General features: G+C 47.6%; 13 protein-coding genes. 6 read left to right on the forward strand and 7 right to left on the reverse strand.

What is annotated here, in order from left to right:
* Window positions 1–95 precede the first annotated feature (95 nt).
* Genes CI595_RS01185 through CI595_RS01200 form a run of 4 tightly spaced genes read left to right on the forward strand, consistent with a single transcriptional unit; the run spans window position 96 to window position 4,768 of the window.
* On the forward strand, window positions 96–1,169 hold the full coding sequence (locus tag CI595_RS01185; RefSeq protein WP_095170882.1) for an ABC transporter ATP-binding protein: 1,074 nt from the start codon (window positions 96–98) through the stop codon (window positions 1,167–1,169).
* Window positions 1,162–1,977: an ABC transporter permease gene (locus CI595_RS01190; protein WP_095170884.1), complete on the forward strand. Its 816-nt coding sequence runs from the start codon at window positions 1,162–1,164 to the stop codon at window positions 1,975–1,977. Before CI595_RS01185 ends, CI595_RS01190 begins: the two co-directional genes overlap by 8 nt.
* Window positions 1,977–3,842: an extracellular solute-binding protein gene (locus CI595_RS01195; RefSeq protein ID WP_095170886.1), complete on the forward strand. Its 1,866-nt coding sequence runs from the start codon at window positions 1,977–1,979 to the stop codon at window positions 3,840–3,842. Before CI595_RS01190 ends, CI595_RS01195 begins: the two co-directional genes overlap by 1 nt.
* Before the next feature lie 29 nt (window positions 3,843–3,871).
* Window positions 3,872–4,768, forward strand: coding sequence for an RluA family pseudouridine synthase (locus CI595_RS01200; RefSeq protein WP_095170888.1), 897 nt, complete (start codon window positions 3,872–3,874; stop codon window positions 4,766–4,768).
* A 243-nt stretch (window positions 4,769–5,011) separates the two neighbouring features.
* Here the strand turns inward: CI595_RS01200 and CI595_RS01210 are convergent, their stop codons facing one another.
* Window positions 5,012–5,902 carry an RpnC/YadD family protein gene (locus tag CI595_RS01210; RefSeq protein ID WP_147737681.1) on the reverse strand — a complete coding sequence of 297 codons (891 nt, stop codon included), beginning with the start codon at window positions 5,900–5,902 and terminating at the stop codon, window positions 5,012–5,014.
* Window positions 5,903–6,496: 594 nt separating this feature from the next.
* Between CI595_RS01210 and CI595_RS01215 the strand changes: the two genes are divergently transcribed.
* Entirely contained in the window at window positions 6,497–6,829 is a 333-nt protein-coding gene (locus CI595_RS01215; RefSeq protein WP_095170895.1) for a DUF6951 family protein, read from the forward strand.
* 98 nt (window positions 6,830–6,927) lie between these two features.
* Here the strand turns inward: CI595_RS01215 and CI595_RS01220 are convergent, their stop codons facing one another.
* The 4 genes from CI595_RS01220 to CI595_RS01235 all read right to left on the reverse strand — a co-directional run bounded on the left by CI595_RS01220 (window position 6,928) and on the right by CI595_RS01235 (window position 10,750).
* On the reverse strand, window positions 6,928–7,422 hold the full coding sequence (locus CI595_RS01220) for a heme-degrading domain-containing protein (protein ID WP_095170897.1): 495 nt from the start codon (window positions 7,420–7,422) through the stop codon (window positions 6,928–6,930).
* A 92-nt stretch (window positions 7,423–7,514) separates the two neighbouring features.
* Window positions 7,515–8,519, reverse strand: a complete 1,005-nt coding sequence (trpS, locus tag CI595_RS01225) for a tryptophan--tRNA ligase (RefSeq protein ID WP_095170899.1) — start codon at window positions 8,517–8,519, stop codon at window positions 7,515–7,517.
* 70 nt (window positions 8,520–8,589) lie between these two features.
* Window positions 8,590–9,252, reverse strand: coding sequence for a transcriptional regulator (locus CI595_RS01230; RefSeq protein ID WP_095170901.1), 663 nt, complete (start codon window positions 9,250–9,252; stop codon window positions 8,590–8,592).
* Entirely contained in the window at window positions 9,245–10,750 is a 1,506-nt protein-coding gene (locus CI595_RS01235; RefSeq protein ID WP_095170903.1) for a DUF1538 domain-containing protein, read from the reverse strand. The genes CI595_RS01230 and CI595_RS01235 overlap by 8 nt, the downstream gene beginning before the upstream one ends.
* Window positions 10,751–11,073: 323 nt before the next feature.
* On the opposite strand from CI595_RS01235, the gene CI595_RS01240 reads away from it, so the two are divergent.
* A complete protein-coding gene (locus CI595_RS01240; protein WP_095170904.1) occupies window positions 11,074–11,502 on the forward strand; it encodes a GNAT family N-acetyltransferase in 429 nt (142 codons plus the stop codon).
* A 79-nt stretch (window positions 11,503–11,581) separates the two neighbouring features.
* Here the strand turns inward: CI595_RS01240 and CI595_RS01245 are convergent, their stop codons facing one another.
* A complete protein-coding gene (locus CI595_RS01245) occupies window positions 11,582–12,793 on the reverse strand; it encodes a hypothetical protein (RefSeq protein ID WP_095170906.1) in 1,212 nt (403 codons plus the stop codon).
* Window positions 12,790–14,472: an HlyD family efflux transporter periplasmic adaptor subunit gene (locus CI595_RS01250; RefSeq protein WP_095170908.1), complete on the reverse strand. Its 1,683-nt coding sequence runs from the start codon at window positions 14,470–14,472 to the stop codon at window positions 12,790–12,792. Before CI595_RS01250 ends, CI595_RS01245 begins: the two co-directional genes overlap by 4 nt.
* Window positions 14,473–14,475 lie beyond the last annotated feature (3 nt).

Below are 14,475 nucleotides of genomic sequence, written 5' to 3' on the forward strand. Positions count from 1 at the left end.
GGTTTAGTATAATGAAATTCAGAGTCTTTCCCCGGCAGAGCCGGTTTTATGGGACAGGTTCTGGATTATTTCATATCACGTAAAGGAGAACGCGAATGAACCATACACTGGTGGATTTAATTGACATTTCCAAAGGATTTGGCGATCAGATTGTTCTGGACAAGCTGAATCTGTCCATCCGGGAAAATGAATTTCTTACCCTTTTAGGACCCAGCGGTTGTGGTAAGACAACCACTCTCCGTATCCTGGGCGGTTTTGAATCGCCGGATTTCGGACAGGTTATTTTTGACGGAGAGGATATTACCAATCTACCGCCCAACAAGCGAAATCTGAACACCGTATTCCAGAAATACGCCCTGTTCTCCCACATGAATATAGAAGAAAATATTGCTTTTGGTTTAAAAATTGCCGGAAAGAGCAACGCTTATATCAAAGACAAGATCAAATACGCACTGAAACTGGTAAATCTGGAGGGTTTTGAAAACCGTCTTCCCGATTCCCTGAGCGGCGGCCAGCAGCAGCGTGTTGCCATTGCCCGGGCCATTGTAAATGAGCCGCGCCTTCTGCTTCTGGATGAGCCTCTGGGAGCCCTGGATCTGAAGCTGCGCCAGGACATGCAGTACGAGCTGATCCGCTTAAAAAATGAACTGGGCATTACTTTTATCTACGTGACCCATGACCAGGAGGAAGCCCTCACCATGTCAGATACCATTGTGGTCATGAACCAGGGCTATATCCAGCAGATGGGTTCCCCTGAGGATATTTATAACGAACCGCAGAATGCGTTTGTAGCCGATTTTATCGGTGAGAGTAATATCATAGAAGGTACCATGCTGGAGGACAGGCTGGTGAAGATCCTGGGTGCCAAATTCCCCTGTGTGGACGAAGGCTTCGGCCGCAACAGACCCGTGGACGTTGTCATCCGCCCCGAGGATGTGGACCTGGTGAAGCCTGAGGAAGGCACGATCCAGGGCGTAGTCTCCCATCTGATCTTCAAAGGCGTCCACTATGAGATGGAAGTCCAGGCAAACGGTTTTGAGTGGCTGGTACACAGTACAGACATGTTCCCCGTAGGTCAGAAAGTGGGCATCCATGTGGACCCCTTCGACATCCAGATCATGCACAAGCCGGTATCGGAGGACGAGGAGGCCATAGGAGTGAATGAATAGAAAAAAATTACTGACCGGACCTTATCTTTTCTGGGCTGTGGCATTTATCCTAATCCCTCTTGCCATGGTCTTATATTATGGTCTGACAGATGTGGACGGCCATCTGACTTATGAAAACCTTTTGGCCATCGGAACCGTGGAGAATTTCAAGGCACTCTGCCTCTCTTTACTGCTCTCCATTGTGAGCACCGTCATCTGTCTGTTGTTAGCCTACCCTCTTGCCATGATTTTATCCGGTATGAAGGTAAATCAGACCAGTTTTATTGTGCTGATCTTCATCCTTCCCATGTGGATGAATTTTCTGCTGCGCACCATGGCATGGCAGACTTTGCTGGAGAAGAACGGTGTGATCAATCAGCTGCTGGATTTCCTGCATCTGCCGTCCATCCAGCTCATCAATACGCCCTATGCCATCATACTGGGTATGGTGTACAACTTCCTGCCCTTTATGGTGCTGCCGCTTTACAATGTGCTATCCAAGATTGACAAAGACATCATCAGCGCCGCCAGGGACTTGGGCGCCACGGAGCTGTACACTTTCAGAAAGATCATCTTTCCCCTGAGCCTGCCGGGGGTTGTGAGCGGTGTCATCATGGTATTTGTACCTGCGCTCACCACCTTTGTGATCTCTGATCTGCTGGGCGGCAGCAAGATCCTGCTGATCGGAAATGTCATTGAACAGAAATTCAAGCAGGGCAGCAACTGGCATACAGGAAGCGGACTTTCCCTGGTACTGATGGTCTTTATCCTGATCAGCATGGTAGTTACCACCAAGTATGACAAAGACGGGCAAGGAGGAATGTTCTGATGAAGAAGACAGCTAGAAATATTTACCTGGCGCTTATTCTGATTCTCATGTATGCGCCTATTGTGACACTTATGATCCTCTCCTTCAATGCCTCCAAATCACGTTCCAAATGGGGCGGTTTCACCTTGAAATGGTATGGTTCCCTGTTTAAGGATGATGCCATCATGGGGGCCCTTTACAACACTCTGGTCATTGCATTTTTATCGGCAATACTGGCAACCCTGATCGGAACCTGCGCCTCTATTGGCATCAATGCCATGAAGAGCAAATGGCGAACGGTTTTTATGGGAGTCACCAATATTCCCATATTGAATTCTGATATTGTGACAGGTATTTCCCTCATGCTTTTGTTCATTGCATGTCGGTTTACCCTCGGTTTTTCCACCATTTTAATGGCGCATATAACCTTCAATATCCCCTATGTCATTCTGAGCGTTATGCCTAAGCTGAAGCAGACAAACAAGAGTACCTATGAGGCCGCCAGGGACCTGGGTGCAGGACCTTTCCAGGCATTCATGAAAGTGGTGTTTCCGGATATTCTGCCCGGTGTGCTGTCAGGATTTCTCATGGCATTCACCATGTCCCTGGATGATTTTATTATCACCCATTTCACCAAGGGGCCGGGGGTGGATACCCTGTCAACCAAGATATATTCCGAGGTGCGCAAAGGCATAAGGCCGGAGATGTATGCACTCTCCACCCTGCTCTTTTTGTCCGTTATGGTCATCATGATCCTGGTGAACTCAGCGCCAAAAGAGCCGGATAAGAAGCTCTCCTCAGAGCTTGAAAAGAAGAAGCTTCCTCTCCGTCAAGTCATCCCTGCAGCACTTGTCATCCTTGTGGCCGGCGCCGGCTTTTTCTTCCACCTGGGCAACAAAGGAAGTGTGTCCGATGAAAAACTGATCGTCTACAACTGGGGCGAATATATGGACCCGGAGGTCATTGACATCTTTGAGGAGGAGACAGGTATAACAGTCACCTATGAGGAATATGAAACCAATGAGATCATGTATCCCAAGATCATGTCAAAAGCCATTGCCTATGACGTGGTCTGTCCCTCAGATTATATGATCCAGCGTATGCGGGAGAATGATTTGCTGGCCAAGATCAACTGGGACAATGTACCGAATCTCAAGAATATAGATCCCACCTATATGGAGCAGTCCAAGAGCTTTGACCCGAAGAATGAATACTCGGTTCCCTACTGCGTAGGCACGGTTGGTATCCTCTACAACAAAACCATGGTCAAGGAAAATGTGGACAGCTGGAATATCCTGTGGGATGAAAAGTATAAAGACAGTATCCTCATGCAGGATTCTGTCCGGGATGCTTTTGCTGTTGCCCTAAAGCGCAAGGGCTATTCCCTGAACTCTGTTATAGTGGATGAACTGATCCAGGCCACAGACAATCTGATCGCACAAAAACCGCTGGTCCAGGCCTATGTGGTGGATCAGGTAAGAGACAAAATGATTGGGGGCGAGGCTGCGCTGGGTGTGATCTATTCCGGTGAAGCGCTCTATACCCAGAGAGAAAACCCGGATTTGGAATACGTGATCCCAAAAGAAGGTACCAATGTATGGATTGATTCCTGGGTGATCCCATCCAATTCGCAGAATAAGGAAAATGCAGAAAAATTCATTAACTTCCTCTGCCGTCCCGACATTGCGCTGATGAACTTTGAATATATCACTTATGCAACGCCCAACAAAGCTGCCAGGGAGCTGATCGAGGATGACAGTATCCGGAACAGCAAAGTGCTCTTTCCTGAAGCGGAGGATCTGAAGGGAAGCGAAACCTTCCAGTTCCTGGGCGATGAAGCAGATTCTTATTACAACGAACTCTGGAATAAGGTAAAATCCAAGTAAGAGGATCGGAAACAAAAACAGGAGTTTTTATGAACCGAACTTTCATTTACAGAATAAGTGAAAAGGATTCCCCCTGCACGGTGGAATCCTTTTTAAAAGCCAGGGGATATTCCCGGCAGATCATCATTCAGTTAAAAAAGAACAGCGACAGTATAAAGGTAAACGGTGGATGGGCCTATGTAAAGACCATGCTCCGCACCGGGGACACACTCATAATTTTCATGGAGGAACTTCAGTCCTCAGAGCATATCCTTCCGGTTCCCCTCCCCCTCTCCATGATCTACGAGGATGAGGATATTCTAGTCCTTGACAAGGCTGCTGACATGCCTGTGCATCCCTCCGTCAACAATTACCACAATACCCTTGCCAATGCTGTTGCACACTATTACCGGTCTGCGGGGGAAGAATTTATCTTCCGCTGTATCAACCGTCTGGACCGGGATACCACAGGCCTACTCATCGTGGCCAAAAATGCCCTCAGTGCCTCCATCCTGTCCGCCCAGATGAAGGAACGGCAGATCCACAGGACTTATCTGGCGCTCTGCGACGGTCCCCTCCCCGCTCCCCAGGGAACCATAGACGCTCCCATTGCCAGAAAAGAGACTTCTGCCATTGAGCGGTGTGTGGACTTTGAAAAGGGGGAGCAGGCAGTCACTCATTATAAAGTGCTGGAGACCTGTCAGAATATCACACTGGCCGAGCTTCACTTGGAGACAGGGCGTACCCACCAGATCCGTGTACATATGCAGTACCTGGGCGCTCCCCTTTTGGGGGATTATCTCTATCACCCGGATTTCACCCGGATATCCAGGGTTGCCCTGCATTCCTCCGCGCTGGAGTTTATACACCCTATCACCGGAATACCTATGTGTTTTCACGTGCCCCTGCCGGATGATATGGAAAAAGCCTTTCACTTATCCGAATAAGTCTTTTATAGTTACTATTCACGGCCACTATCCCGCGAGGTATTTTTATGCGCCTGCGCATGAAAATCCCGAGGCAGCCAGCGCGATATGGGGCAGAATGCTCCATATCTGTGCATCGCGAAGCGTGTTACTGTTTACAGAACTGCGCTTTTTGCAGGGCTGTAAATAGTAACTTTTATTCCCTGATATCTTCCGGAAACAGACAGCCCCGGGCGGCCATTATTCCATCCGGAGCTGTCTGACTTAGTTGTCCAGCATCCTGTCCGCATCCATATCATTTAAATTGAATTTCTCTTTCAGCTTTTCTTTGATAATGGCATCGGGGATATCCAGTTCTCTGCAGACCTCCACCATTGCCCGTATCCCTTCTTCTCTCCCTTCCCGCTTCAATGTCTGATTATGCTGTTTCACGTTATAGGATGTCAACACCACGTTCATCACCTCCGCTCTGTTTTTTCTTAATATATCTGCCAGTATATCTTTTTCTATACATTCCTCAACAGCCAGACTGACTGCTTTTTCCAAGGACTGTTCCTTTACTGCGTAATCCCGTACAGCCTGGATAAAATATGCATAATCGGACAGCCGTTTGCATTTGTCCATGATCTTTTTATTATGTCCCTTATTGATATTCAGAAGAACCGCTCTGCATTCCAGAGCCGCCTCCCCTGCATACTCCATAAATGAATCCGAGAGCCGCATCTCCGATTTATCAGGAGCCTCCCTGGTTCCATTATAGAAAATGATATACCTTGGAACAGGAAGCTTTATTTTCCCTGAAGAATAGATATCAAGCCCATTTTTTTCTATATAACCGCGGAGCATATCCGCAAAATACAACAGCCCTCGCAGCGGCATATTGGGATTCCAGGAACTCTGATGTTCATACAGGTTCATATCACATCCGATCAAAAAAGCAATATCATTCTTCATTCCAAGATATATCACATCGTCAATCGTGATCACTGTCAAATCATCCACATTCGTATATTCAGTACCATTTACTGCATTATACAAGTCCAGTAATTCTCTTTTCCTCCGGAAAACCATACGGAAAAGACGGTCTTTGTACTGTCTGTTTATATGGATTCTGCGGAATACTGCCTGTAATCCGTATCTGATCCTAAATTTCATTTTTCCTCCTTTATTGTAGCATACATATGTAAAATGGTACAACAAAGAAATCAGCCCATAAGCATCACCCGCCTTTAAAAAATTATGTTGCAAAAATATATCATATGGAAATGCTGCAGAATCTGCAAAGAAATTTACACCGACAGGAATTGCCGATGGAGCATATTCAGTATAACATAATATACTGCTTTTGCATACAGCAAATGCAATACTTTTACTTACCGTCAAATAAACTGTAACTTTCCTATACTTACCGTCAAATAAACTGTAACTTTCCTATTTCAATCCTCCAAAGAAGTGCTATAATAAAAATTATAAGTAATGGTTCAGCAGCCGGACAATATCCCCTCACGAAAAGCGATCCTGCATAGACGTCCGCCTTTCCTGTAAAGGTACTGAACCGCTTCGATCATAAACTATATATGTATTTATCGAAACTATTCAGTAGGTCTGCGCATTCACTGCGCTGACCGTAAGAAAGTGTACCACGGCCAAGCAAAAATCCCATCGCCAAAGGCGATTTTGCATGGATTTTGCATGTAACTGTGAGGGTACTGAACAATTACTATTTATCTTAAAAAGGGAGGAATTCAAATGACTAAAGTAAAAATCGAACCGGGAATCTGTAAATTTTCTACTCTCGTCACTGCCACTGCATCGGAGGATGAGGAAACCGAAGTCACCATAAAAGTGGCAAGCGGCTGCCCCAGTGTAAAAAAGATGATGGAGGAACTGGGCAGCACCTTTGATGCTTATGAGGTCTGTCTCGTCAAACCCGGTGCCGGCCCATTCTTTACATATGCCCTCAAGAATTTTCCCGTACACGCAGGATGTCCTGTTATTGCGGGGATCACCAAATGTATTGAAGCCGAAGCCAATCTTGCACTGAAGGCAGATGCCTCCATAACATTCCTGGATGTTGAATAAACGACCATTCCCTGCGCCGGATATAGACGCATAAGAGCCGGGTGGAATTATACTTCCACCCGGCTCTCACAGTCACAGGACCGGTTAGATCCTGACCTTTACAGCATTCTGATCCTGGGCACTTCATCAATATGAAGGTATCTTCCCAGTGTCTTCACAATAATATCATGGTTGATATAATGATTCTGGTTCGTCACCATAATGGCCCCCACTACGCCCACTTCATCCACACGCACAGGGAAACCGCCTCCCATGCAGGAAAACTCTTTCGGGTCCAGGGCAATATCCACCATGGTCTCCTCATTCTTCTGCAGCTCACTGTACACCAAAAGGCTGCTCTTCTCCAGTGTACGGACCGTATTGAATGTCCTGTCCATCCATCTGTCATTGTTCAGATTGGTTGTATTCCCCGCGTATTTGAATACCGCATATCCATTATTCCTGCGGATGGATACAGCACAGTCCAGACCTCTGCGTCTGCTCTCCGCCACAAGCATCATTCCCAATTCCCATGCATCCTCGTTGGTAAAATGTGAAAACTGGAGTATTTCCTCCTGCATACTGAGTACGGTGATCACTTCATCCATTGTCATATACATTCCCTCCTGTACAAGATTTGTAACTGTTCCCTATCTTCCCAGTTACGAAAACTCAAATATATGCCGCAGTCCGCCCGCGGCGCAGCTTAACGGATCCTATCCGGAAATCCCACTTTCCGCTGTACCTTGCGCAGCGTTTTGTTGGCAAAATAGCTGGCTTTCTCTGCATTCTCCTTGATGATGGAATCAATATACGTCTTGTCCTTCTCCAGCCTGGCAACCTCATCCTGCAGAGGTTTCAGAACGCTGACTACGGCCTCGCCCACAGCCATCTTCAAGTCCCCGTAGCCTCTGCCCTCAAACTCACGCAGAGCTTCCTCCGTGGTCCTGCCGGTACATGCACAGTAAATATCCAGCAGGTTTTTAAGTCCCGGCTGTTCCTCTCTGTATGCGATACAAGCCTCCGAGTCAGTCACCGCACGTTTGCATTTGCGCATGATCGTATCCGGGTCATCCATGAGATAGATACTTCCATTGGGATTTTCATCTGACTTGGACATCTTTTTGGAAGGCTCCTGCAGACTCATGATCTTTGCGCCCACTTTGCCGATATAAGCTTCCGGGATTGTAAACACATCCCCATAAATATTGTTAAAACGGGTGGCAATATCACGTGTCAGCTCCAGATGCTGCATCTGGTCAATCCCCACCGGGACCACATCTGCCTGGTAGAGCAGAATGTCAGCTGCCATTAAAACCGGGTAAGTGAAAAGGCCTGCGTTGATATTGTCCGCATGTTTTGCAGATTTGTCCTTAAACTGTGTCATACGGCTCAGCTCACCCATATAAGTAAAGCAGTTTAAGATCCATGAAAGCTCCGCATGTCCTGATACATGGGACTGGTAGTAAATGCAGTTTTTCTTCGGATCCAGTCCTGCTGCAATATATAATGTCAGAAGTGCGCGGGCTCTTTTGCGCAGAGTTGCCGGGTCCTGGCGCACCGTTATGGAATGCATGTCCACAACGCTGTAAAAGCACTCATATTCATCACTTAATGTCACCCAGTTTTTCAGCGCTCCCAGGTAGTTTCCAAGTGTCAGGTTTCCGGTTGCCTGCATCCCGCTGAATAATACTTTTTTATCGTTAATCATCTTAATGTCCTCCAGAAATTTACTACGATAAATTGTATCATTCTGCCCGTACAAAGTCAAATCTTTATAGTCAAATCCCTATAAAATGGTCCACCGGCAGAGAAAATATCAGTCCTTTTGCCTCTGTCTTCAGACCGCAGGCTGCATTGACAGCCTGCATGATCCCGGTATATGCCCCGGTCTCTGATAAGATCATCACCACATCCTTCTCCCCCTGCAGCCGGATTCCCAGAAAAGAGGAAGCATCCTCATCGTGCAGAGAACGGGCATGAAATACCGTCCCCCCTGTGGCATCCGCTGCTCTTGCGGCATCCATGACCTGGTCCTGGAAACCATGGTCCACCACTGCAACCACCAGCTCATATTTTCTTTCCGCCTGCTCCATATACTCCTCCTTATCTGCGCTTTCGCACATAACTTTCTGCCGGAATAGTGTACTGATACCGCTCAAAGGAACCGTAAACATAATGCCGTGACCCGGCTTTTTAATATTGATCCTGCCTGCTATCTCATGCATGACATCACGTTCCAGACAGGCAGGCAGAAAACTGAACAGCATTTCCTTGTCTGTCTCACCGATCCCAAGATAATAAAGAAGTTCACTTCCCGCAGTGCCAAGGGCCAGTGTCCCGCACGTAAAATAGATCTGATAACTCCTGCAGATATCAGCAACCAGACTGCCCTTTCCCCTGTTTACAATGGCGACCAAACATTTTACTTTCTGCTTACTCATCCAAAACCTCCTCAAAAGCAAGAATCTCATCCTCCTCCTGGGTTAAGGATACTGCTTTCTTCTTTCTCCTCATCATCAAACCCAGAATCTGAATGGTTACAAGGGGCGTCATGGCCACCATTGCCACAATACCAAAAGCGTCCATCATCACATCCCCTCCCAGGCTTTCACAGGCCCCCATGGCCAGGGGCAGAAGGAAGGTTGCTGTCATTGGACCGCTGGCCACCCCGCCGGAATCAAATGCGATCCCTGTAAATACTTTTGGCACAAAAAAGCTCAACAGCAGCGCGATAAGATAACCCGGAATAAGAAAATACATGATACTGATCCCCGTCAGCACACGGAGCATGGCAATGCCGAGAGAGATCCCCACCCCAACTGAGAGTGAGTACAGCATTCCCCTGGAAGAAATAGCCCCTGAGGACACTTCCTCCACCTGGCGGTTCAGCACATGCACCGCAGGCTCTGCCTTTACAATATAAAATCCGATCACCATGCCAATAGGCACAAGGACCCAGTTATAGGATAAAGCTGCTATCTCAGAACCGATAAAATATCCCGCCGGCATAAACCCCACATTGACGCCGCATAAAAACAATATAAGCCCCACATAAGTATACAGCGTTCCCACCAATATCTTAATGACAGACTTCTTTTTGAAATACCTGGTTATGGCCTGAAACAGGATAAAGAAGCCAAGAATGGGGAGCAGTGCCTTGCTCACTTCCCAGACATACCGGGGCATCTCCGCCAAAAATGTCTTTACCACATCTTTTGTTGTCTCCACATGTACCATCTCAAAAGGTGTGTAAGCAGCTCCCTTGGGATGATACACGATCCCCAGGATCAGGACCGCCAGAATAGGCCCGATACTGCCAAGAGCAACCAGCCCAAAGCTATCCTCCTCCGCATGCGCGTTCCTCACATTGGCCATACCCACTCCCAGCGCCATGATAAACGGAACGGTAATAGGCCCAGTGGTTACGCCCCCGCTGTCAAAAGCCACTGCCATAAAGCTGTCCATAGAAAAAAACGCAAGGACAAATACCACAATGTAAAAGAAGATCAAAAGATATTTTAGATCCACCCGAAAGACAATGCGAATCCAGGAGAGCATCAAAAATAATCCCACACCGCAGGCGACCGTCCATATAAGCACCCTGTCCGGTATACCCGGCACCTGGTGCGCCAGAACCGTCAGGTCAGGCTCCGCAATGGTGACGATAAATCCAATGGCAAAGGTAATCATAAACATGATGACCTTTTTCCCGGAGGAGACAAGCGCATTTCCAATGCCGTCTCCCATAGGCATCATGGACATATCCGCACCCAATGAAAAAAATCCCATCCCCACTACCAGCAGAACAGCTCCCAGTACAAACAGCAGAACCGTCCCAATGGGCATGGGCGTAATGGTAATACTCAGCAAAAACACAATGCAGGTAATCGGTAATACGGAAGATAATGCCTCGCTGATCTTTTCCTTTAATTTTGTCATCCATTCACCTCTTTTCTACTAATACTATGCACGTGTATCTGTGTGTGACTGTTCCGTGACTGCATTCATTTCGTACTTATTTCAGGGTTTCCTTGATCGAGACAGGCAGAACATCCAAAGGGATGTCAAGAATATGAGAAAAACAGAATCTATATGTAAAGTTTAACACAGATATTTTTTTATTTCAACATTTTATCTCACTACAGTGTTAAATAATAAAAAAGACAATTTTGCTTGACAAAGCAGATGCCAGGACAAATAATATGGGCTATAGACTTATTTCTATGGTATTTCATCATTCAGTGGAAGATAAGAGGTGAAAAATGTTTAAAATCCGATATGCATTAGAATCTGACAAATCTTTTTGGCTTACTTATGATAAACATATAAGTGAGAATGAACTGCTGTTAAAATTCCGGGACAGACGGGGATATATCATCAGTGATGAGGATAAACCCATAGGCGTTCTGCGGTATAATCTGTTTTTGGATCTCATACCTTTTCTGACCTTGCTTTATCTGGATGAATCGTATCGGGGCAAAGGTTTTGGCAGGCAGTCCATGCTTTTCTGGGAACGGGAGATGTGGGGGCTTGGCTATAAAACCATAATGACATCAACACAAGTCGATGAAGACGCCCAGCATTTTTACAGGAAACTCGGATACAAAGACAGAGGAAGTCTTTTTCTGGACAATACTTCCTTTGAACAACCCCAGGAAATGATAATGCTAAAGGATGCAGCCTGGCGGTAACACAGCGCTGCTCCAGGTTTCCCTGGCGCTATCATCGCCTGCCGGCATACATCCTTCTATCAAATATGTTAGTATCAAATTATCTTATTTTTATAGAACACCCGTTTTTATAGGACACCTGCATTCTTTGCGCCGCGTATTCTCCGACCAGCCAAAAGCAGGTCCCAAACCAGACACTCTTCTGTCCCACAAGCCAAAGAGCACTGTCACCTGCGAAACAGATGGTTCCCAGAAGCAAGATCCAGGAAAATAGTATCCCTGCCGCCGTTTCCCCTGCCCCTGCCTTTTTCTGTAACCTGCATCTGACGGCATATAACCCCCAGGTCAAAATACAGTATTTCAGACAGGAAAAGAAGGGGCCGAGCACAAGAAAATCCAGGCTCGTCTTTTGGGTTTGAAGAAGCAGCTTGAAATTATCCCGGATCTGCTGCGTCATCTGTTTCCAGAACATAAAGTCTGACCATTTTGTGGGCACCACATCCCTTGTCAAGCCAAGAGGCTTCCAAAAAAGCATGAAAAACAGCACCGTCATCCATATCATCACCGCCCACAAGGCTGCTGTCCGTATCCGTCTGCCCCTCTGTGCTCTCATATTTCCTGCTAGCTGTCTTACCATTCTGACAAAGATCACCAGCGGAAGAAAGAACACCAGCAGCTTTGCACAGGCTGCAAAATACTTCCGCTCCTGTACCTTTCCCTGTATTCCGTGGCGCAGAAGAAATGTCTGCACCGGATCTTCCAGGGATTGGTCTTCCGTGTTCGCCCCATATGCTATGGTATCAAGGACACTGTCCCCCTCCTTGGCTGCCTGTACGGCTGCAGTCCGCTCCATCCCCCTTAAAAGCCCTCGAACGATCAAAATTCTTCCTCTGTAAAGTATCTCCTCCCCCATCACATTCTTGCTTCCGAACAATTTATAAGCCATGTCCTCAGACAGAAGGCAGCTCTCCCTGTCCTCCTCATACAGAGGCGCCGATGCCGGCAATAATCCCTGTGTCTCCCCCAGCACCTCAATGACAGAGGCCGTCTCCATTCTCCCCAGCTCTCTGTTTTCCAGATACTCTTCCTCCCTCTCCCCCAAAAAGGTGCAGGAGTCAGGAAACTCCTGTTTTTGTTCCTCCTGCCGGATAAACTCCGCCTCGTCATACGTCCAGGTACCCTTCGTCTTTTTTACGGAAACCCCTTCGCTGTATTTCTCTGTACCGATCGCAGCGGCCTCTGCCAGGAACCAGCAGACAAGCAGCAGACCTAACACCACAAACCTGCAGACAGCACTTTTCCCGCCGCTCATGTTTCCCGCAGGCGCACTCTGCTGCCTGCATCAATGGTCCTGTCGGACTCTGTGATGATCCGGTCATCCGGCAAAAGACTGCTGCTGTCCAGCGCGGCGTAGGTACTGTTTTTATCCTTCACGACCACGTCTTTTCTGGTGGCTGTCAGTTCTGTGCCCAGAACTGTCTTCTTTTCCTCTGCGACCAGTACATAATATTTAGAATTCTCCATATGCAGGGCTTCCACAGGAATGCAGGTATCCTGTACCTTTTCCTTACGCATACTGGTCATTTTGGCTGCTGTCCCAATCTCCAGGGTATCAGCAGGAAGCAGGACCGTCACATTAAGTTTTGTCTTATCCTCCGCATCCGGTGTAATGCTCTCCACTTCCAGATTTTCAATATCCTTTTGGCCGTCCGCAGGGGACAGTCTGACCGGATCTTTTCTGGCTATATATTTTTCCTGACTCTTGTCTATCTGCATTACAAATCTGCACCCTGAACTTAAATCTGCCAGTGTCATAAGCGCTGTATCAGGCGTATGATCACCCGCTGAAACCTTCAGTTCCGTCACCACACCCTTCACCGGCGATAAAATCTGACCCTGATCCTCCTTCAGTTTTTCCAGCTTTTCCAGGCTTTTCTTCTTCGCATCCAGATCCAGGTTATTTATCTTCTCCGTGCTGTCACTGCCCTCAGCAGCCCCTGCATCCTCCAACGCTCTGCCGGCCTGTATCTCCCCGTCTTCTTTCGCCTTCCCGGCTTCCTCACAGGCCTGCCTTTTTGCTTCTATATCAGCCAAAAGCTGTGCTTCCTGCTCTTTGGCACTCTGTTCCCCTGCTGCCTGTTTACTGCTTTCGGCCTCCGCAAGAGCGCTCTGGGCCTCTGAAAGGGCCTGGGATGCCTCCTGTAATACCTGTTGTGCATCTGTAAGGTCTTGGGCATTCTCCTGCTCCACTCGTGCCCTGATCTCTTCCTTCTGTGCTTCCGTCAAAGGACCGTTTTCTTCCTCCGCCAGACGGATCTCTTTTAAGACCTCCTCCTCCGTCTTCTCTAACAGGGTATCTATCCGTGCCTGTATTTTAGAGAGTTCTTCCTCCCGCTCTTTGCACAACTGCTGCAGTGTTTGGACAGTCAGATCCTCGCCGCCGCTTTCTCCCTGCTGCGCCTGATAGAATTCTTCCAGCTTTTCCTCCGCCTCTGCAAGTGCTGCCTGCGCCTGGGCCAGCCGGTTCCCCCCTTCGGTCTCTGCCCGCTCATAATCCTCCCGGGCCCTTTGGGCCTGTACCGATTTTTTCTGTTGTTCTGCTTTCTTCTTGCTGTCCAAATCCTGATTGTTAAGTTCCAGCTTTTTTATCTCTGCTTTCAGGTTTTCCATCTGTTCCTCAATGTCTTCCATCCTGAGCTGCATGAGAAGCTCCCCTTCTTCCACCTGCCTCCCCGGAACAGCAAACAGTGTCTCCACCATAATACCCGGTTCCGTGCTTATTGCCCTCTCCAGATTCTCCTTCACAGTCCCGTCACCCTCCACGGTATGTTCAATCACTTTTGAGGAGATTTTTTCCACATCCACCTGCGCTACCGTCACACTGTCGGCGGCTCTTGATATAACAGTAAATGCCGTCATCATTACCAGGAATATGGTCAGCATAAAAAATGCTTTCTGTCTCAGGCTATTCATCCCTTTTGATCGTATCATCTC

The organism is Blautia hominis, assembly GCA_002270465.1.
GTDB lineage: Bacteria > Bacillota > Clostridia > Lachnospirales > Lachnospiraceae > Blautia > Blautia hominis.

Bases quoted from the DNA above. Each gene is read 5' to 3' on its own strand.
- CI595_RS01185 (WP_095170882.1), top strand. From the start codon at position 96: ATGAACCATACACTGGTGGATTTAATTGACATTTCCAAAGGATTTGGC.
- CI595_RS01190 (WP_095170884.1), top strand. From the start codon at position 1,162: ATGAATAGAAAAAAATTACTGACCGGACCTTATCTTTTCTGGGCTGTG.
- CI595_RS01195 (WP_095170886.1), top strand. From the start codon at position 1,977: ATGAAGAAGACAGCTAGAAATATTTACCTGGCGCTTATTCTGATTCTC.
- CI595_RS01200 (WP_095170888.1), top strand. From the start codon at position 3,872: ATGAACCGAACTTTCATTTACAGAATAAGTGAAAAGGATTCCCCCTGC.
- CI595_RS01210 (WP_147737681.1), bottom strand. From the start codon at position 5,902: ATGAAATTTAGGATCAGATACGGATTACAGGCAGTATTCCGCAGAATC.
- CI595_RS01215 (WP_095170895.1), top strand. From the start codon at position 6,497: ATGACTAAAGTAAAAATCGAACCGGGAATCTGTAAATTTTCTACTCTC.
- CI595_RS01220 (WP_095170897.1), bottom strand. From the start codon at position 7,422: ATGACAATGGATGAAGTGATCACCGTACTCAGTATGCAGGAGGAAATA.
- trpS (WP_095170899.1), bottom strand. From the start codon at position 8,519: ATGATTAACGATAAAAAAGTATTATTCAGCGGGATGCAGGCAACCGGA.
- CI595_RS01230 (WP_095170901.1), bottom strand. From the start codon at position 9,252: ATGAGTAAGCAGAAAGTAAAATGTTTGGTCGCCATTGTAAACAGGGGA.
- CI595_RS01235 (WP_095170903.1), bottom strand. From the start codon at position 10,750: ATGACAAAATTAAAGGAAAAGATCAGCGAGGCATTATCTTCCGTATTA.
- CI595_RS01240 (WP_095170904.1), top strand. From the start codon at position 11,074: ATGTTTAAAATCCGATATGCATTAGAATCTGACAAATCTTTTTGGCTT.
- CI595_RS01245 (WP_095170906.1), bottom strand. From the start codon at position 12,793: ATGAGCGGCGGGAAAAGTGCTGTCTGCAGGTTTGTGGTGTTAGGTCTG.
- CI595_RS01250 (WP_095170908.1), bottom strand. From the start codon at position 14,472: ATGATACGATCAAAAGGGATGAATAGCCTGAGACAGAAAGCATTTTTT.